Here is a 16121-nt window from a genome sequence, read left to right as displayed (position 1 = left end):
ATGAAAACCAAAGGATTTAGTTTGATTGAAGTAATGGTGGTGATTTTGATCATCGGCATTATGACAGCAATAGTCGCACCGAATATTATCGGCAGCCAGGAAGAGGCGCAGCTAAAGAAAGCCGCTATTGATATTCAAAATATTGAAGGTGCGCTACAGATGTATAAGTTGCGCAATAATGTGTTTCCTACCACTGAGCAAGGCCTTGAAGCCTTAGTGGAAGAGCCGACGATTGAACCATTACCACGCAACTTCCCCGTGGGTGGTTTTATTCAGCGTTTACCTGAGGACCCGTGGGGTAACCCTTACACATTAATCAGTCCCGGAGAGCTGGGATTGGTAGATGTGTTCTCAAATGGTCCGGATCAAGAGCCCGGCACGGACGACGATATCGGCAATTGGAATATCAACGAATATTTGAATTAAAAGTAAGTGCTTACCACCTTCATCACCTCAAATAGAAAGGGCTTTACACTATTAGAAGTGATGGTGGTGCTATTTATGATTGGCGTTGCTGCGGCGGTTGTGATGTATAATGCGTTTTCAGCCAGCCAGTCGGACCGCCTGCAGGAACACGTCAAACGCCTACAAGTTGTTTTTGATATGGCCTCAGACTTCGCTATTTTGAATCAACAGCAATTAGGCCTCTACATCAACGAAGACGAAGGTACTTATCATTTTGCTATGCTCGATGACGACGATGAGTGGCAACCAATCAGTGATGTACCCACCTTCGCCGAGCATGAATTACCTATCGAGTTCAGCATGGAACTCAATCTCGACGATTTACCTTGGAATGACGAAGACAGTTTGTTTGACCGCGGTGTTTTTGATGAGAGTCTCTCGGTTTCTGAAGACGGCGTTGAAATAGGCGAGGATGATAAGCCACCCCCACCACCCCAGATTTTGATTTTATCCAGTGGCGACATCACGCCTTTCAGCTTGGTGTTTAGCTACGAACCGGAGTTCGGAGATGATGAACCCGCGTATTTTCGTCTAGAGGGTGAAGAATCCGCACCATTACAACGCTTAGGTCCACTGTTGCGACCGGATGAGGACTTATGACGCGCACATCCGGTATGACATTGCTCGAAGTCATGGTCGCGATAGCGATATTTGCACTGGCTGGAACAGCTATTATGAAAACCGCAACGGATCATTTACGCAACGTCGAGTTATTGGAAGAAATAACATTGGCAACTTGGGTCGCGAATAATCAACTGACCCGCACACACCTAGATAATCGCTGGCCACCAGCGAATAATCGCCGCGGCAGTGTAGAAATGGCTGGACGCACTTGGCACTGGCAGCGCGTTGTCAGCAAAACCAATGACGACGATCTGCGCGCAATTGAAATCGCTGTTGGACTCGATCCAACCTTCGCCGATTCAATCACCAGCGTCACCAGCTTTGTGGCTAAGCCCAATGAATAACTGGCACCGCACGCGCGGCTTCACACTCCTTGAAATTTTAATCGCCATCGCGATATTCGCGATGATAGGCGTCGCCTCCTCCGCACTGCTAAGTCGTATGATAGATGCTAATGATGTATCTGATGAACGCTTTGCAGAGTTGGAGAAACTGCAACGGGCGCTATTGATTATCGAACGTGATTTACTTCAAGCAGTGCCGCGCCCAGCACGGGTTGAGGGCGACTTACAAGAGTCGGTCATGATCGGTGGTGTTGGCGCAGACAGTGATGCCGATGGTATTGCGTTTGTGCGCACCGGTTGGCACAACCCACAGCTGATGTTACCACGAAGCAATTTACAACTAGTCGCCTATCGATTACAAGATAACCGGCTAGAACGGGTTTACGGTAATTTTGTCGACAATGTCATTGGCTATGAGCCAAAAGTGCGGGTATTGCTCGAAGGTGTAGAGGACTTCCAAGTTGAGTTTTTTGTGAAACGCGAAGGTGCGCCAGAGTCAGAACGTGACTGGAATGAAAACTATAATGGCAGTGTCCTGCCGCGCGCAGTAGCACTGATTATTACCACCCAAGCCTTCGGCGAAATCCGTCGCGAATTTGTCACCAGTAGCCTGGCACAAGTCGATGAAAACTAGAATCGCCCGCGCCAGAGGCGTCGCACTTTTAATCGTCTTACTGGTGGTAGCCTTGGTAGCTATTGTCGGGACTGAAATGGTTGCGAGACTGCAATTGCAAGCCCAGCGTACTGCCAACATTAAGGATAGTAACCAGGCCTATTGGTATGCCTTGGGTGCAGAGCAGTATGCACGCAAATCCATTGAGTTGTTATTCGAACAATCGAACGATAAAATTCACCTCGACCAACCTTGGTCACAAGAGTTTATTTATCCTTTGGACAATGGTGGCATCAAAGCGCAACTGGTCGATTTGCAAAGCTGTTTTAATCTCAACAGTCTACGCACTAACTCACAAAGCAACAACACCAACAATCGCGAACAAGTAACGGCTACCATGGAGGCGTTTCACCGCTTAATGCTAACCCGTGACTTATTGCCCGAATTAGATTCATTTACCGCCGATACGGTACGCGACTCTCTGGCTGATTGGCTCGATGAAGATGATTCGTTGCGTAGCTACGGTGCTGAAGATATTGATTATGAATCCTTACCCAATCCTTATTTAGCGGCAAATACGCTAATGCTGAATAAGACTGAGTTACGTATGGTCAACGGCGTATCACCTGAATGGATTAACGAGCTATTACCTTATGTGTGTGCGATACCTAACGATGCACGCATGAAAATCAATGTGAATACGCTGACTGAGGAACTAGCCCCCGTGTTAGCTGCCGTTACCAGTTTAGATACTGAGCAGGCCGCAAGACTGATTGCCGGTCGCCCCGCGGATGGTTACGACGACGTGGCAACCTTCTTGGCCGAGCCCGATATTACGGCACTCGAGCTCGACGAAGAGCGATCACAGTGGTTTTCAGTAACCACACAATATTTTATTCTATACACAAAGACCCGTTACAATAACGCGACTTTTTCAATGTCATCGGTATTTTTCGTTGGTGACGACAACAAAGTCAGTGTAGTACGACGCGAATTCGGAGGCCGATACTAAATGGAGCAACTGATAGTCAGGTTAGGCTCAGACACCCAAAGCCCAGTCTTTTGGATCGTCTGGTCAGATGCTGAGCAAGAGATCATCGCATCCGGTGAATTACCCAATGCGGCTGAATTAGCGACGCTCGCTGAACGCGCTGGCTCGCGTCCAGTCACGGCTTTAGCGCCAAGTAGCGACATATTATTGAAATGGGTGACCTTGCCACCTCGCGCTGGTCGCAAAGCCATTGCGGCGATCCCTTATATGCTCGAAGATGAGATATCAACGGATGTTAGCGAGCAATTCTTCGCCCTTGGGCCGAAGAATGGCAATCAGCAAGCAGTTGCCATTGTTAAACGCAGTCAAATGGATTTTTGGTCGGCCGTTCTCGCAGAAGCCGGTTTGTTCTGTGACAAGTTAATTCCCGATGTTTTGGCATTGCCACACAATGAAGCTGGCTGGAGCTTACTTGAAGTCGGCAGTGAATGGCTCATACGTCAAGACCAGTGGAGCGGTATGCAAGGTGAACAAGCATGGCTTATGCCTGCAGTGGCACATTATGCTAAGCAGCAGGAAGACCCTTTGCTCATTCACGACTACAGCGGTATCGAAGTGGGCTCTCTGGCCAACGTTGAATGGCAAACACAGACCCTCGAGCTGCCAATGCATGTGCTAGTGAAGGGTAGCCAAACAGCCACGTTCAACTTGCTGCAAAACGAGTACAAGGTAAAGAAACAAACCAACGCTGCATGGAAAAAATGGCGATTAGCCGCGTCTTTAGCACTTATTGCACTATCCTTGTCTGTCGTCGACAGAGTGATAACACTGAGTAGCCTAAATCAGCAACACGAAGAGCTAAGTGCGGCAATCGATAGTGAAATCAAACGCGGATTCCCCGATATTGGGGCATACCGCGACGTACGTCGCAAGGTCAATAGTGAGTTGGCAAAGCTGGAACAGGGCGGCAATGGGTTGACGATGCTAGCAATGCTCGACCAACTCTCGCCAGCGTTTTCCCAAACCCAAGTTAAGCCGCAGTCGATTCGCTTTGATGGTGAACGCGGGGAGCTGCGTTTACAGGCGGTTGCGAGCACATTTGAAGCCCTAGAACAGTTTGGCAATCAAGCTCAGCAAGCTGGCTTCACCGTTGAGCAAGGCGCCATCAACAACCGTGACAACCAAGTCATCGGTTCAGTGATCATCAAAGGGTAAGTCAACATGCAAGCATTGATAGAACGTTACAAAGCACTGACTGAACGCGAACAAATTATCCTCATGATCGCAGCGGTGTTTATCGTGGTTGGCTTATTTTATTTTGTAATTTGGTCGCCATTAGTCACGAGTATTGAGCAGCGCCAAGCGCAAATAGAGCGCGATCAAGATTTACTCGCGTGGGTGCAACAAAGTGCACAGCGCGCTACGCAATTACGCCGTTCTAATGGCGGTCAGCGCACGTTCAATGGCTCGTTACCCCAAGCCGTCAACTCTACAACTAATCGCTTTAATATCGTGATCTCGCGGATGCAACCACAAGGTGAAGAGTTACAAGTGTGGGTTGACCAAGTACCGTTTGACGCCATGTTAGATTGGATTAATGCTTTGGAGAATATGGGCGTTGTTGTGCTACAAGTTGATGTCACCGAAGCAGAGTCGCCTGGGCAAATTAAGATCCGCCGTTTACAGTTAGGAAAACCATGAAGTCAAAAATCGGCATAGGTGTATTAGCCACAGTTTTATTCTTAGTCTTTTTAGTCGCATATGTGCCTGCCAATCAAGTATTGAGCCGCGTTGAGTTACCCAAAAACATAAGCGTTAGTGGCGTATCGGGGACGTTTTGGAATGGCAAGGCGCGTAACGTTGTGGTTAACGGTTTACCTATCAAAGATGTCAATTGGAGTCTTTCAGCGTTACCTTTGCTGTGGGGCTCAGTAGCGTTGGACCTAGACGCCGGCAATCAGCGTCGTGCCGATGAGATTTCATTTGCGGGTGAGTTGACCACTGACTTCAGTGGTGAGCCCGTGCTGTCCAGCGATAATTTCATTCTATATTTGCCTACCGATCAAGTCTTAGCCAACGTTCAATTACCTATTCCAGTGATTGCCGGTGGTCGCTTTCGCGTTACCATCAATGAGCTGGATTTTGATCAACAATGCGCCGTTCTAGTCGGCCGCGGTGAATGGCTGAATGCCAGCGTCGCAGGTACAACGGAGAACATTCCAATGGGTGTTTACAACGCTGAGCTCAGTTGTGATAACGGCGTGATAGTTGCCAATGTGGCAGAGCCAAATCTACTTGGTCTTAATTTGGTCGCGCGAATTAGTTCGTTTCGCAATATTGCGGTTACCGGCAAATTTAAACCCGATCCAAGCTTGCACGAAGAAGTCCATCAAGCTTCAGCATTGTTCTTTACAGACGTTGACGCTGACGGCTATCGCTTGATCAACCTGTAAATTATTAGCCTACAGGAACCGCGCCATCGCCATTATGGTTGCCGTGACATAAACACTTTGGCGCGTGGCTAGCCCCTTAGTCAGTAGACCTATAGCTCCACCTTTTTGTTTAATGTTTTCGGTGTTGAAGTGTTTATCCATCACATCACCCAGTTCCACACCCTTGAGTAAATCCGCGTATACGGCATGTGGTAGCGGTAAATTAGCACTGCGGCCTACGGCCATGTCCTTGCCATTACTGATCGCAACATAAGCAAACGTCGCCGGGCCATCAATAAATTTATCCACCCCACCTTCATAAGCGATAACCCAATCAGCGCTGCGTTTTTCTAGTGCCAGCTGTTGCAAACACTTACGCACACGATTGACGGCACCCAAGCGAGTTTCCGCCTCAGTCATGGGTTGATCAGCAACCCCCGACGGCACACTCATCCCCTCTGCAACCACGTGCTCATTATCAAACCATTGACTTATTGCCCGTTGACCTGCACCAATTTTTACTGGGTTTTGCGAGCCGACAATTACCTTTAATGACATATAAACTCCGCAATCAACTTATGCTGCCGTTACTGGGTTAGCTCGAATGACTTCGAGTAAATCGCGATAATCGCTTACCGATTCAAAGCCTTCAATTTCACGCGTTGGCAGTTTGCTATCCGGATTCTCTACCGCCAACAAATGGGCAATCCCATACGTTTGTGCTGCCGTCAAAATGGTGAGGCTATCATCGACAAATAATGTTTTTGCCGGATCAAAGTTATAGTCGGCCTGTAACTTTTGCCACAACAACTGTGATTCTTTGGTTACCCCGTATACATGGGTCGACACCAAGGTATCAATATGACTATCGAGCTTGGTATGTTCAACTTTTAACGACAAACTGCCAGGGTGTGCATTGGTAACCAAAATCACCTGACGTCCCGTATCCCGGAGCGCGTCAAGGAATGGCAATGTATCATCGCGCATGGCAATTAAGTGTTCGACTTCGCGCTTGGCAGCGACGATATCCATATCTAGATAGTCAGCCCAGTAATCAAGACAGTACCATTCAATTTGTCCCATCACGCGCTCGTAATGAGCAAGCATATCAGCACGACACTCAGCGACAGGCTTACCGGTTTTCTCAGCAATTTTTTTCGGCAAATGTTCAATCCAAAAGTGATTGTCAAAATGCAGGTCCAATAGCGTGCCGTCCATATCGAGCAACACTGTTTCAATTTGATCCCATGCAAGATTAGGCAAGCGATTATCCTTCTTTTACAGTAAGCTATAGAAAAACCATAAATCACACGTTAACCGATCGCTAAGTGTGATTTGATAGTATAGATTTGATAATCAAGTTTAGCTGGTTCAGCAGATGAGTAAAATAGATCCGAACAAACCTTTGCCAACTATTCACAACCGCGAAATTGTTGCGAAAAGCCAATTTTTTCGGGTTGAGCGCGTTGATTTAGAGTTCTCTAACGGCGCTACTCGGCAGTTCGAACGCATGGCGGGTCAAGGGCGTGGAGCCGTAATGATTGTCCCCATAACCGCTGACAATGACCTATTACTCATTCGTGAATATGGTGCGGGTACGCATTCTTATCAACTCGGTTTTCCCAAAGGTCTGATCGACCCCGGTGAATCTCCACTTGAAGCTGCCAATCGCGAACTGCAAGAAGAGGTCGGTTATGCTGCTAATGAATTACATGATATTCATACTGTAGGGATGGCACCGACTTTCTTTAATGCGCGGATGCATATCGTTATTGCACGTGATTTGTACCCGCAGAAATTAGAGGGTGACGAGCCAGAACCGCTTGAGGTGATCAAATGGCCGCTGGCTGATGCAGAGGCATTGCTAGCACGGGACGATTTTATAGAAGCCCGCGGAATCGCCGCATTATTTTTAACGCAACGTTGGTTAAAGGAACAATCATAATGACCGATTACAGCACTGAGGTTTTGCTGGACATCGCTAAACGAGCAGCACTGAAAGCCGGAGCCGCCGTACTAGAAATTTATGACTCTGGTGACTATGAAAGCTATGCCAAAGCCGATGAGTCGCCAGTAACCAGTGCTGACTATCACGCCAACGAAATCATTATGGATATGCTGCGCACCGAAACGCCTGATATTCCCATCATGTCAGAAGAAACCAAGCAAGGAACCTTAGCTGACCGCGCTCATTGGCAACGCTATTGGCTGATTGACCCGATAGACGGTACGCAAGAATTTATTGCCCGCAGCGGTGACTTCGCGGTCAATATAGCGTTAATCGAAAATAACATGCCTAAGATAGGGGTGATCTTCTGGCCTCCTGGGCAGTCCTTGTATTATGCCTCAAAGGGGAAAGGTGCGTATAAAGAGTCTCCAGAAGGCACTGAACGCATCTCTGTCCGCAAGCTCGACAAGCCCGAAGATAGCGTGGTGATAATCGCTATTAGTCGACGTCAGTCGCGTGAGAAAGTGTTCTCTCGGATGAGCGCTAAGCGTGTTTATCAAACACTACCTCTGGGTAGTTGCTCGTTAAAAGCCTGTTTTATTGCCGAAGGAAAAGCCGACGTATTTATGCGTTTGGGCGTTACCGGAGAATGGGATACCGGCGCATCACAATGTATCGTGACCGAAGCTGGCGGTAAGATTTTAGCCGCCGATTTTGAGCCATTAACCTACAATCAACGTAATTCTGTAGAGAATCCAGACTTTGTAGTGCTTGGCGACCAGCGCGTCGACTGGCGAGACATCGTCCAATATCACTAATTTAACAATGGAGTTACCATGCGCTTAATGGTTTTGAGCATGCTGCTGTGCTGCTCATCGGCATTTGCCAATTGGCAGTTAGATTTAGCTAACAGTTCGATTAATTTTATCTCGACCAAAAACACGCACATCAGTGAAATTCACCAATTCGATCGCTTCAGCGGCAGCCTAAATGATGCCGGTGAGGTGTCGGTTAGCATTGATCTTACCTCAGTTAATACTATGATCCCGATCCGCGACTCTCGGATGCAAGAATTACTTTTCAACGTCAGTGAATTCGCTCAAGCAACGTTCACTGCAAAATTATCTGACGATGTCTTCAGCATGTCGGTTGGCGAGCAACAAATACTAATGACCAATGGTGAGTTAGCATTGCACGGTGCCACATCTAAAGTACCCGTGCATGTGAAAGTTGTACGCGTGAGCGAAGATGTGTTTATCGCTTACACCACTAAACCCAGCATGATTAATGCGAGTCAGTTTGGCTTAGCCGGTGGTGTAGATGCTTTGCAGAAAATTGCGGGACTAGCCAACATCAGTTACGCAGTACCTGTGTCTTTCTCAGTACAATTTGTGCGCTAAACAAGACTTGGATAACAGTGCCAAGCGCGACTCACGCCTTTGGCACTATATCGACACTTTCGTGTAGTTCGGAGTACTGCAACACGGCTTCACCGCTGCGCAACTGGGTCAGCAACTGCTCGACCTTAGTCGCAAAACTCAATTCTTCTTCGCCATAATCCGTGCCCTCGCGTAACACAACTGACTCGACGATATTTTTCAACGTCTCTGCTTCTAGTTCCTCTATCGGAATAATCATCGCGACTTTGCTAGTAGTTGCCCACGCTGCGTTTCAAGAAACGTTAATACGCGTTGGTGAAACCAGATGACTGGACGCCACGGCGTGCCTTGCATGAAGCCAACATGCCCGCCGCGATCACTGAGCTCAAGCGTTACAGCACGCGCAAGATCGACTTCCTCGGGTATGACATTCTCATTCATAAATGGGTCATCCTTAGCGTGCAAGATAAGCGTTGGTGTGCGAATCGCCTGTAAAAAGTTAAATCCGCTACACTTTTCATAGTAATCAATCGCATCTTGGTAACCGTGGAGTGGTGCAGTAACCAAATCATCAAACTCGCGAAATGTCTTTAATGCGCGGATCTTCGCTTGGGTAATTTGCGGCTCTGCTGAGTAATCCAAGGTGCGCATTTTGGTCAGCAGTGTGCGACGCATACTGGCCAACAGATACTTTTGGTAAACGCGTGAAAATCCCTGATTGATACTGCTAGAACACTCTGCCAGCTTTAGTGGTGCGGAAATCACGCAAGCACTGTGTAGCCATTTCTGTAGCGGGTTTTCGCCCAGCAGTTTGAGCAGCATATTGCCCCCCAATGAAAAACCAATCGCAACCATAAAATCATTCGGAAACTGTTTGCGCAGACGTTCTAATATAAACCGCGCATCGCGAGTATCACCCGAGTGATAGGTACGGGTAGTATGATTGGGCTCGCCGCTGCAACCGCGAAAATGCATTAACACGACCTGCCAGCCCTGTTTGTACAACGCAGCCATAGTATCATTGGCATAGTGGGAGCGAATGGAGCCTTCAAGGCCGTGGAAAATCACCACTAAACCTTTACTTTGTTCAGGCTTTGAGGACCATGCGAGATCGACAAAATCACCATCCGGTGTTGTCACTTTCTCATGCCGGACTTCGACTTTTGGGCGACGCATGAGAAAACGCGGCCAAATAGTCTGTACATGACGATTAGTCGCCCAAAACGCGGGTGAAAAGTCGCTGCGTTTTATCCGGCCATGAGCATTTCGCTCAATGTGTTTGTCGCTCACTATGATTAGTTATCCTTACTTTAGCGCGTCTGCTAAACAAACCATCGACGCTTCAATTTCTGACTGTGGTACCGCATAGTACTCCAATACCAAACCTAGCATAGACTTTGCGTCTGTGTTTACACGCGTTAAGTTAAATTGGTTCAAAGTTGTTAGCAATAATGTGTGTTGCCGCTGCTCTAATATCAGTTCGTGCTGCTTAAGCCGCTCATATGCCTTTGCGGCTCCCAGTTTTGCCGCACGTCGTAACTCTCGATGTAACGCTAGCTGGCGTTCTGATTGCTCGATCCCACTGATCAACTGTTCAATATGCATTCTTTCTAGCGAAAACTGTCGATTCCCAAGCACAATACACAGCAGAATGAGGTTTACATTACAGCCGTAGTTATCTTGCAGTTTAATGAGGTGATCGGCCGCACCTGGCAGGGCATAAATCGCCAGCGCTTCTTGCCATGCGGTATCAATAGTCAGCAAATGAGATGTCACTGATCACCCCGCGTCAAACTCAGCACTCAGCTGTTCCAGCTCTTCTTGATCAAGTAGCCAAGCCTCTTCTAGGTTTGTGAGCGCTTGCTTGGCTTGAGACTCAACAGTAATAAGATCTTTAAGAGTTTGCTTTTGGTCATCTTGATACAAACTGGGATCAGCCAACTGCGTTTGCAACTGCTCTAATTCAAGTTGCAGCTTGGCCATTTTTTGCTCCGCCGCAGCGATTCGTTTACGCAGTGGCGCGGTGGCTTGACGAAACTCAGCAGCAAGGCGCTTTTGCACTTTGCGATCTTGAGCTGGCGACTTTTCCTCTTTTTGATTATCGACAGTATCAGCTTTTGTCGCTTTCTCATCATCAGCTAGCCATTGGCGGTAATCCTCTAGATCACCGTTGAATTGTTCGACGGTTCCAGCATTAACTAAGTAAAATTCTTCGCACACCGAATTGAGCAATGAGCGATCGTGCGATACCAAGATCATAGCGCCCTCAAAGCTCTGTAAGGCAAGATTCAGAGCTTCACGCATCTCTAAATCGAGGTGGTTAGTGGGTTCGTCGAGCAGCAATAGGTTGGGTTTTTGATACACAATCATTGCCAGTACCAAGCGCGCTTTCTCGCCACCCGAAAACGGCGCAACAGGGCTCAAAGCGTTATCACCATGGAAATTAAAACCACCGAGAAAGTCGCGTATGGACTGCTCAGTTGCTTTCTGATCTAGACGCTGAATATGGGTTAACGCCGACGCTTGTAAATCCAAGTACTCCAACTGATGCTGAGCAAAGTAGCCGACGTTTAGCCCTGCCGACAAATCATATCGCCCCGACATCGGCTGTTTGTCGCCAGCTAGCAGCTTGATCAATGTCGACTTACCTGCACCATTGCGGCCTAGCAAACCGATACGACTGCCCGGTACTAAGTTAAGCTTGACCTGATTGAGAATGACGGTTTGTTCGTAGCCGACTTTAACCTGCTCCATACTGACTAACGGGTTCGGCAATTTCGCTGGCGGTGCAAAACTAAAATTAAACGGCGACTGGCTGTGCACGGGTAAAAGTGTTTCCATGCGTTCGAGCTGCTTGATCCGTGACTGCGCTTGCTTTGCCTTCGACGCCTTGGCCTTGAAACGGTCAATAAAAGACTGGAGGTGAGCAATCTTGTCTTGCTGTTTATCGTACTCCAACGCTTGCAAACGTATTCGCTCTGCTTTTTGCTTTTCGTAAGCACTGTAATTACCGGTGTAGCCAATTAGCTGCTGTTGCTCAACACTTAAAATTTTCTCCACACAATTATCGATAAACGCTTTGTCATGCGAAATCAGCAATAGCGTTCCAGTGTAGCGCTGTAACCATTTTTCAAGCCAAATGACTGCGTCTAAATCCAAGTGGTTGGTCGGTTCATCGAGTAACAACAAGTCCGAGGGGCAGAGTAGAGCTTGGGCCAAATTCAGACGCATTTGCCAACCGCCAGAAAACGCACTAACGGGCTGGCGAAGTTGTGCTTGGCTAAAGCCTAAACCCGCCAAAATAGTCGCGGCGCGAGCTTCAACTTCATAAACACCGGCTTCTTCCAGCGCAGTGTGTATCTCTGCCACCTTGGCACCATTTTCCGACTGTTCATATTGTGCTAACTGCTGTTGTAAGTTTCGCAGGTGAGTATCACCATCAATGACATACTCGATGGCGGCCCTGTCATTAGCTTCAACTTCTTGTGCAACCGCGACAATTCGCCATGCTTTTGGGATCCGAAGCTCACCCGATTCGGTGCCAAGCTCGCCACGTAACATGGCGAACAAACTGGACTTACCGCATCCATTTGCACCAATTAGCGCGACTTTTTGTCGGGGAGAAATTTCGACCGACACGTTTTCAAGCAGCACTTTGGTGCCGCGCATGAGGGATATATCGGTCAGTTTAATCATGGATGTACAACTCAGCTAAAAATCGCCGGGGATGATAGCAAATAACCATCAAAATGGGCATTGCTGTTGTTTGATCAAATTGGGGGATTGCGCCTTCTTGTCACTCCAGCGTAATCATGAGTTTCAACGATTGACATATCTGATCGGGATAAGCTTACCATAAGTCATACAGCGCCAAAGCCACTCAACCGGCCCGAAGCGAAAATACTTCAACCACAAGGCCGAATAGCCGATTTGCAAGACGAGAATTATCAGGGCGATAAAAAGTAGGCTCATCGGCGCACCCCGCATTCCCAAGCCAAAACCAAGACCGTAGAAAATGATGATACTTATTAATGTTTGGCTTAAGTAATTAGTCAGAGCCATGCGACCAGGTGCTGCGAAAATAATGAACCAATACGATTTTTTGAACCACAGCAACGCAAACCCAGCAGCATAGGCTAATCCCATAGGAAATACTGCCAATGAATAGGCGATCACAGAATATAGGCCATTGGCACTGTAATCACTAAACACATTTAGGCCGCCGAGTTGCTTTAGCCACAAGCTCGCGGGAAAGGCAATCACGAGTCCAATTACTAGCGTGCGTTTGAGCAGTGTTTTGTCAGTCATGAGTGTTCCGGCGATCAACTTTCTGCCGGCCCAAAGACCTATCAGCATAATACCGAGCACCTTCGGCACACGCCAAGTTTCGATTAGATATCCAACCCGGAAATTAGATAACGCGGCAAGGGTCTCGTAGAAGACCGCGAAATCCGTTGTGGTTTGGTTTAACGAAAACCCCTGAAAGAGAAAAACGTATGCTACCATCCCCTCCCAAGGCCAAACTAGTCGCTTCGTAAAAGCCGCCGTCAGGGTCTAACCCCAAATACCAAAACAGTGCATAACCACCAATAGGCATTAACAAGAACCCCAGCGCACTCAGCAGCACAGTCCTGTCACTGAGGTTGCGAAACAACACCAACACAAAGCCTAATATGGCATACAGAGCAAGGATATCACCGTGCCAGAGTAGGAAGATGTGCAGTAGCCCTATCAACAACAAGATAGCCAGTCTGCGCAGATAAATTGCCATACCAGAATGGCCATTTGATGGCTGGAGTCTCGACAGTTGCAGCGCAAAACCCAGGCCGAACAGGAAACTAAACAGTGTATAAAAGCGACCGTCTATGAGTAAGCTTTGCATGAAATCAAACACATGAGCACCAGCAATGCTTTCTTTAATGGGCGGCGGAGTCGCGACCCAGCCACTGAACACGGTCAAGTTCGCAAGACAAATGCCAAATAGTGCAAAACCGCGTAATGCATCGAGGATATCATGGCGCTGACTGTGCTCAACGGGGGAGTTTGAACTCGGCGTATCCATGTATGCCGCCGCTTCCTTGTTGAAGAGATTAGGCCTAAGTATAGAAGATATAGGCGAACTCGCGCAGAAATCTCCTTTTTCGATTTCTACTGTAAATCGATCGCTATGTTAATTTTGTCAGTAAGAGTACAATATCGAGCCAACAAAGAGGTGTGTAGTTTAATGTCACAAAAAACCAAAAAGCGCTTCATCGCTGGCGCTACGTGTCCCAAGTGTCGTGCTCAAGACACGCTTATGCTTTATTTTGAACACAACGTAGAAAAGATGGAATGCGTTAAGTGTGGCTATCATCAATCACAAGCTAAGTCCGAAGTTTCTGTCGCTGCAAAAGGTAGCGCTGACGTGATAGGCGTATTTAAACCCGAGTAGTTTCGGGTATTGGATCAACCCCGCCATTGACGGTTGTTGTTATTATCTTTACTGCTGGCTATTAGCGCTGAAGACCGATCAAATTGAGACTTAGCCAAGCGGTCATACAGTACCACATTTGCCGTCGCCGCTAAATTCATACTGTTAAACGTAGGGATGTAAACAACATGGTCTGAAGCGTCGATAACCTCTTGTTCAACCGAACCATCTTCAGGCCCAAAGATGTAAAACGCATTGTCTGGATGGGTGAATTCGGGCAGCGGAATAGCCCCGTCGACAAGCTCTATGGTAACAATGCTTGCCCCTTTAGGTTTATAGGCCAGCAAATCATCCACACCTACGGTAGGTATTACCGCGCGCATGTTCTGAGTGTCGGGGTTGTACTGTTTGGCGTAGCCAAACCGTTGACCGGTATAAAACACCGATGAGGCGCCATAGCAACCGCACGCACGTAAAATCGATGCGACATTAGTTGCAGATTTTGGGTTACACAATCCAATCGATACACAGTGTTGAGTCACGCTACTGAGGTCCTAAAAAGATACTGACATTCACGCCCAGCACACCCAAGATTAATGCCGCTCCAATGGCAACTAATTTGGCGAACAACACAACCCAAAAACAATCGATTAACTCGGCATCACTGACGCGTATAACCATATAGCAGAACGCAATAATACTCAGTATCCAGCCGATGTAGGGAAGCAGGGACACTAATGTAACAATGGCCACGATCGGAATAAGTACTTTGAACTCGATCTTGATAAAAGACAGTTTGGAGGCAATAAACAAGGTAATGGTTGTGAAAAACACATCAATTAAAAAGAAACTCACTTCAAAACCCATTGCTGTCCTTGCGCTCATTACTGAATAGCGACGGTAGTGTAAACCGAGCGCTATCTAACGGCAATGCTAGTTGCGAGACTAGGCTGTAGCTGAAAAATTAAGCGCCGTGGGCGTGGCTATATTCTGATAGGTATTTTGAATCACATTCACCCGCTGCAGTATTGCTTCAGACTGTTGCAACTGTGCAGTCTCAGGATTTTCGTTTAGCTGTTCTTTTTCCACTGCAGCGCTAGCGCCAAGCCCATTGGCGTCGAGCGAGCGCTCTGGAATTGTAATATCGATTGCGTCGACGATATCGTCCAAATCCGGGATTTCGGGTTCTACACCCGGCGTTGATGACTCGCCTGAACGGCGCTGTTCAACGGCTTGTTGCAGTTCCTCGGCACGTTGTTCGTTGAGTTCACTACGCGCTTCAAATGCGCGCTGACTCGCTTCACTGGCTACACGCAAATCTTGTGGTGAAGGCTCAGCCGGTGCTAAAGCTGCAGCCTTAACTTGCAACATCTTGCGCAACGTTTCATCAGGAGTAATTTCCTCGCCAATATCTATAGATACTTCGCCACCAACCGCATAACGCTTGCCGTCTGGGCCTGTTTCATACTCATAAACCGGCAAACCAGCATATTGCCCGCCCACAGAGGCGTGAGCTTGTTCATGGGATCTGACTTCTTGGTCGCGCTGCTGTAGCTGTTGAATTTCAAGCTGTTCAGCCTGCTCTTGCTGCTCTTGTTGACGCTGCTCCGCACTCTCGCGTCCAGCGCTTTCTTGGTTGGCGTTATCTGGATTAGCATTAGAGTTGTCGCCGAAAATCTGCGCAGTGGGATTTTGGTTTGGTTGAGGACGCTCGTAGACCAAAGGACTCGCTGGCTGCCCCGGATTGCGCAGCCGATCAGACTCAGACCCTAAACCCGCTTTTGCCTCAGAATTTTCATTGGCTGAGGTTTGCGGAATCGTTTCGCGCGCCAAATTCTCCCGCCGAGCGGACTCGGTGTTGAGGTTCGTGTTGGTAAACACGATACCGGTGGGAATTGGCGTCACGATATTCATT

Annotated in this window: 23 protein-coding genes; 12 read left to right on the top strand and 11 right to left on the bottom strand. The window is 47.9% G+C overall.

Annotated elements, in window-relative coordinates:
- The 8 genes from gspG to QTP81_RS15825 are packed head-to-tail and all read left to right on the top strand — an operon-like array spanning position 1 to position 5490.
- Entirely contained in the window at positions 1–426 is a 426-nt protein-coding gene (gene gspG, locus QTP81_RS15860; RefSeq protein ID WP_289366829.1) for a type II secretion system major pseudopilin GspG, read from the top strand.
- Positions 427–447: 21 nt separating this feature from the next.
- Positions 448–1065, top strand: coding sequence for a type II secretion system minor pseudopilin GspH (gene gspH, locus QTP81_RS15855; RefSeq protein WP_289367213.1), 618 nt, complete (start codon positions 448–450; stop codon positions 1063–1065).
- Positions 1062–1433: a type II secretion system minor pseudopilin GspI gene (gspI, locus tag QTP81_RS15850; RefSeq protein ID WP_289366828.1), complete on the top strand. Its 372-nt coding sequence runs from the start codon at positions 1062–1064 to the stop codon at positions 1431–1433. Before gspH ends, gspI begins: the two co-directional genes overlap by 4 nt.
- Complete coding sequence (gspJ, locus tag QTP81_RS15845; RefSeq protein WP_289366827.1) at positions 1426–2067, top strand: type II secretion system minor pseudopilin GspJ; 642 nt, start codon at positions 1426–1428, stop codon at positions 2065–2067. The genes gspI and gspJ overlap by 8 nt, the downstream gene beginning before the upstream one ends.
- On the top strand, positions 2057–3058 hold the full coding sequence (gspK, locus tag QTP81_RS15840; RefSeq protein WP_289366826.1) for a type II secretion system minor pseudopilin GspK: 1002 nt from the start codon (positions 2057–2059) through the stop codon (positions 3056–3058). The genes gspJ and gspK overlap by 11 nt, the downstream gene beginning before the upstream one ends.
- On the top strand, positions 3059–4252 hold the full coding sequence (gene gspL, locus QTP81_RS15835; protein WP_289366825.1) for a type II secretion system protein GspL: 1194 nt from the start codon (positions 3059–3061) through the stop codon (positions 4250–4252). It begins immediately after the preceding gene.
- A 6-nt stretch (positions 4253–4258) separates the two neighbouring features.
- Complete coding sequence (locus tag QTP81_RS15830; protein ID WP_289366824.1) at positions 4259–4738, top strand: type II secretion system protein M; 480 nt, start codon at positions 4259–4261, stop codon at positions 4736–4738.
- A complete protein-coding gene (locus tag QTP81_RS15825) occupies positions 4735–5490 on the top strand; it encodes a type II secretion system protein N (RefSeq protein ID WP_289366823.1) in 756 nt (251 codons plus the stop codon). Before QTP81_RS15830 ends, QTP81_RS15825 begins: the two co-directional genes overlap by 4 nt.
- A gap of 9 nt (positions 5491–5499) precedes the next feature.
- Here the strand turns inward: QTP81_RS15825 and yjjX are convergent, their stop codons facing one another.
- Positions 5500–6027, bottom strand: a complete 528-nt coding sequence (gene yjjX, locus QTP81_RS15820) for an inosine/xanthosine triphosphatase (protein ID WP_289366822.1) — start codon at positions 6025–6027, stop codon at positions 5500–5502.
- Between the two features lie 18 nt (positions 6028–6045).
- Positions 6046–6732 (bottom strand): GMP/IMP nucleotidase, encoded by a 687-nt coding sequence (gene yrfG, locus QTP81_RS15815; RefSeq protein ID WP_289366821.1) that lies wholly within the window; start codon positions 6730–6732, stop codon positions 6046–6048.
- Between the two features lie 115 nt (positions 6733–6847).
- Here yrfG and nudE point away from each other — a divergent pair, with 115 nt between their 5' ends.
- The 3 genes from nudE to QTP81_RS15800 are packed head-to-tail and all read left to right on the top strand — an operon-like array spanning position 6848 to position 8817.
- A complete protein-coding gene (gene nudE, locus QTP81_RS15810) occupies positions 6848–7414 on the top strand; it encodes an ADP compounds hydrolase NudE (RefSeq protein WP_289366820.1) in 567 nt (188 codons plus the stop codon).
- A complete protein-coding gene (gene cysQ / locus QTP81_RS15805) occupies positions 7414–8235 on the top strand; it encodes a 3'(2'),5'-bisphosphate nucleotidase CysQ (protein WP_289366819.1) in 822 nt (273 codons plus the stop codon). Before nudE ends, cysQ begins: the two co-directional genes overlap by 1 nt.
- 18 nt (positions 8236–8253) lie before the next feature.
- Positions 8254–8817, top strand: coding sequence for a YceI family protein (locus QTP81_RS15800; RefSeq protein WP_289366818.1), 564 nt, complete (start codon positions 8254–8256; stop codon positions 8815–8817).
- 31 nt (positions 8818–8848) lie between these two features.
- Here the strand turns inward: QTP81_RS15800 and QTP81_RS15795 are convergent, their stop codons facing one another.
- The 6 genes from QTP81_RS15795 to QTP81_RS15770 all read right to left on the bottom strand — a co-directional run bounded on the left by QTP81_RS15795 (position 8849) and on the right by QTP81_RS15770 (position 13858).
- Positions 8849–9055, bottom strand: coding sequence for a YheU family protein (locus QTP81_RS15795; RefSeq protein ID WP_289366817.1), 207 nt, complete (start codon positions 9053–9055; stop codon positions 8849–8851).
- A complete protein-coding gene (locus tag QTP81_RS15790; RefSeq protein WP_434533001.1) occupies positions 9052–10089 on the bottom strand; it encodes a hydrolase in 1038 nt (345 codons plus the stop codon). The genes QTP81_RS15795 and QTP81_RS15790 overlap by 4 nt, the downstream gene beginning before the upstream one ends.
- A 12-nt stretch (positions 10090–10101) precedes the next feature.
- A complete protein-coding gene (locus tag QTP81_RS15785; protein WP_289366816.1) occupies positions 10102–10572 on the bottom strand; it encodes a TIGR02444 family protein in 471 nt (156 codons plus the stop codon).
- Positions 10573–10575: 3 nt separating this feature from the next.
- Entirely contained in the window at positions 10576–12492 is a 1917-nt protein-coding gene (locus tag QTP81_RS15780) for an ATP-binding cassette domain-containing protein (protein ID WP_289366815.1), read from the bottom strand.
- 123 nt (positions 12493–12615) lie between these two features.
- Positions 12616–13104, bottom strand: coding sequence for a DUF418 domain-containing protein (locus tag QTP81_RS15775; protein ID WP_434532996.1), 489 nt, complete (start codon positions 13102–13104; stop codon positions 12616–12618).
- A gap of 103 nt (positions 13105–13207) precedes the next feature.
- On the bottom strand, positions 13208–13858 hold the full coding sequence (locus QTP81_RS15770) for a DUF418 domain-containing protein (protein ID WP_289366813.1): 651 nt from the start codon (positions 13856–13858) through the stop codon (positions 13208–13210).
- 162 nt (positions 13859–14020) lie between these two features.
- Here QTP81_RS15770 and QTP81_RS15765 point away from each other — a divergent pair, with 162 nt between their 5' ends.
- Positions 14021–14227 carry a YheV family putative zinc ribbon protein gene (locus QTP81_RS15765; protein ID WP_289366812.1) on the top strand — a complete coding sequence of 69 codons (207 nt, stop codon included), beginning with the start codon at positions 14021–14023 and terminating at the stop codon, positions 14225–14227.
- Between the two features lie 14 nt (positions 14228–14241).
- On the opposite strand, the gene QTP81_RS15760 is transcribed toward QTP81_RS15765, so the two are convergent.
- The 3 genes from QTP81_RS15760 to QTP81_RS15750 all read right to left on the bottom strand — a co-directional run bounded on the left by QTP81_RS15760 (position 14242) and on the right by QTP81_RS15750 (position 16120).
- Positions 14242–14748: an RNA methyltransferase gene (locus QTP81_RS15760; protein WP_289366811.1), complete on the bottom strand. Its 507-nt coding sequence runs from the start codon at positions 14746–14748 to the stop codon at positions 14242–14244.
- A 1-nt stretch (position 14749) separates the two neighbouring features.
- Positions 14750–15073 (bottom strand): hypothetical protein, encoded by a 324-nt coding sequence (locus QTP81_RS15755; RefSeq protein WP_289366810.1) that lies wholly within the window; start codon positions 15071–15073, stop codon positions 14750–14752.
- A gap of 78 nt (positions 15074–15151) precedes the next feature.
- Positions 15152–16120: a putative metalloprotease CJM1_0395 family protein gene (locus QTP81_RS15750; protein WP_289366809.1), complete on the bottom strand. Its 969-nt coding sequence runs from the start codon at positions 16118–16120 to the stop codon at positions 15152–15154.
- Position 16121: the final 1 nt, after the last annotated feature.

This window comes from Neoalteromonas arenosi (assembly GCF_030362855.1).
In the GTDB taxonomy this organism is placed as follows: Bacteria; Pseudomonadota; Gammaproteobacteria; order Enterobacterales; family Alteromonadaceae; genus Alteromonas_E; species Alteromonas_E arenosi.
This window is presented reverse-complemented; position numbering and strand designations above follow the sequence as displayed.

Excerpts from the sequence above, each read along its gene's own strand:
- cysQ (WP_289366819.1), top strand. The coding sequence starts at position 7,414 with ATGACCGATTACAGCACTGAGGTTTTGCTGGACATCGCTAAACGAGCA.
- QTP81_RS15825 (WP_289366823.1), top strand. The coding sequence starts at position 4,735 with ATGAAGTCAAAAATCGGCATAGGTGTATTAGCCACAGTTTTATTCTTA.
- QTP81_RS15775 (WP_434532996.1), bottom strand. The coding sequence starts at position 13,104 with ATGACTGACAAAACACTGCTCAAACGCACGCTAGTAATTGGACTCGTG.
- QTP81_RS15765 (WP_289366812.1), top strand. The coding sequence starts at position 14,021 with ATGTCACAAAAAACCAAAAAGCGCTTCATCGCTGGCGCTACGTGTCCC.
- QTP81_RS15755 (WP_289366810.1), bottom strand. The coding sequence starts at position 15,073 with ATGGGTTTTGAAGTGAGTTTCTTTTTAATTGATGTGTTTTTCACAACC.
- gspK (WP_289366826.1), top strand. The coding sequence starts at position 2,057 with ATGAAAACTAGAATCGCCCGCGCCAGAGGCGTCGCACTTTTAATCGTC.
- nudE (WP_289366820.1), top strand. The coding sequence starts at position 6,848 with ATGAGTAAAATAGATCCGAACAAACCTTTGCCAACTATTCACAACCGC.
- gspL (WP_289366825.1), top strand. The coding sequence starts at position 3,059 with ATGGAGCAACTGATAGTCAGGTTAGGCTCAGACACCCAAAGCCCAGTC.
- yjjX (WP_289366822.1), bottom strand. The coding sequence starts at position 6,027 with ATGTCATTAAAGGTAATTGTCGGCTCGCAAAACCCAGTAAAAATTGGT.
- QTP81_RS15750 (WP_289366809.1), bottom strand. The coding sequence starts at position 16,120 with ATGAATATCGTGACGCCAATTCCCACCGGTATCGTGTTTACCAACACG.
- gspG (WP_289366829.1), top strand. The coding sequence starts at position 1 with ATGAAAACCAAAGGATTTAGTTTGATTGAAGTAATGGTGGTGATTTTG.
- QTP81_RS15780 (WP_289366815.1), bottom strand. The coding sequence starts at position 12,492 with ATGATTAAACTGACCGATATATCCCTCATGCGCGGCACCAAAGTGCTG.
- gspI (WP_289366828.1), top strand. The coding sequence starts at position 1,062 with ATGACGCGCACATCCGGTATGACATTGCTCGAAGTCATGGTCGCGATA.
- QTP81_RS15800 (WP_289366818.1), top strand. The coding sequence starts at position 8,254 with ATGCGCTTAATGGTTTTGAGCATGCTGCTGTGCTGCTCATCGGCATTT.
- QTP81_RS15795 (WP_289366817.1), bottom strand. The coding sequence starts at position 9,055 with ATGATTATTCCGATAGAGGAACTAGAAGCAGAGACGTTGAAAAATATC.
- gspJ (WP_289366827.1), top strand. The coding sequence starts at position 1,426 with ATGAATAACTGGCACCGCACGCGCGGCTTCACACTCCTTGAAATTTTA.
- QTP81_RS15830 (WP_289366824.1), top strand. The coding sequence starts at position 4,259 with ATGCAAGCATTGATAGAACGTTACAAAGCACTGACTGAACGCGAACAA.
- QTP81_RS15770 (WP_289366813.1), bottom strand. The coding sequence starts at position 13,858 with ATGGATACGCCGAGTTCAAACTCCCCCGTTGAGCACAGTCAGCGCCAT.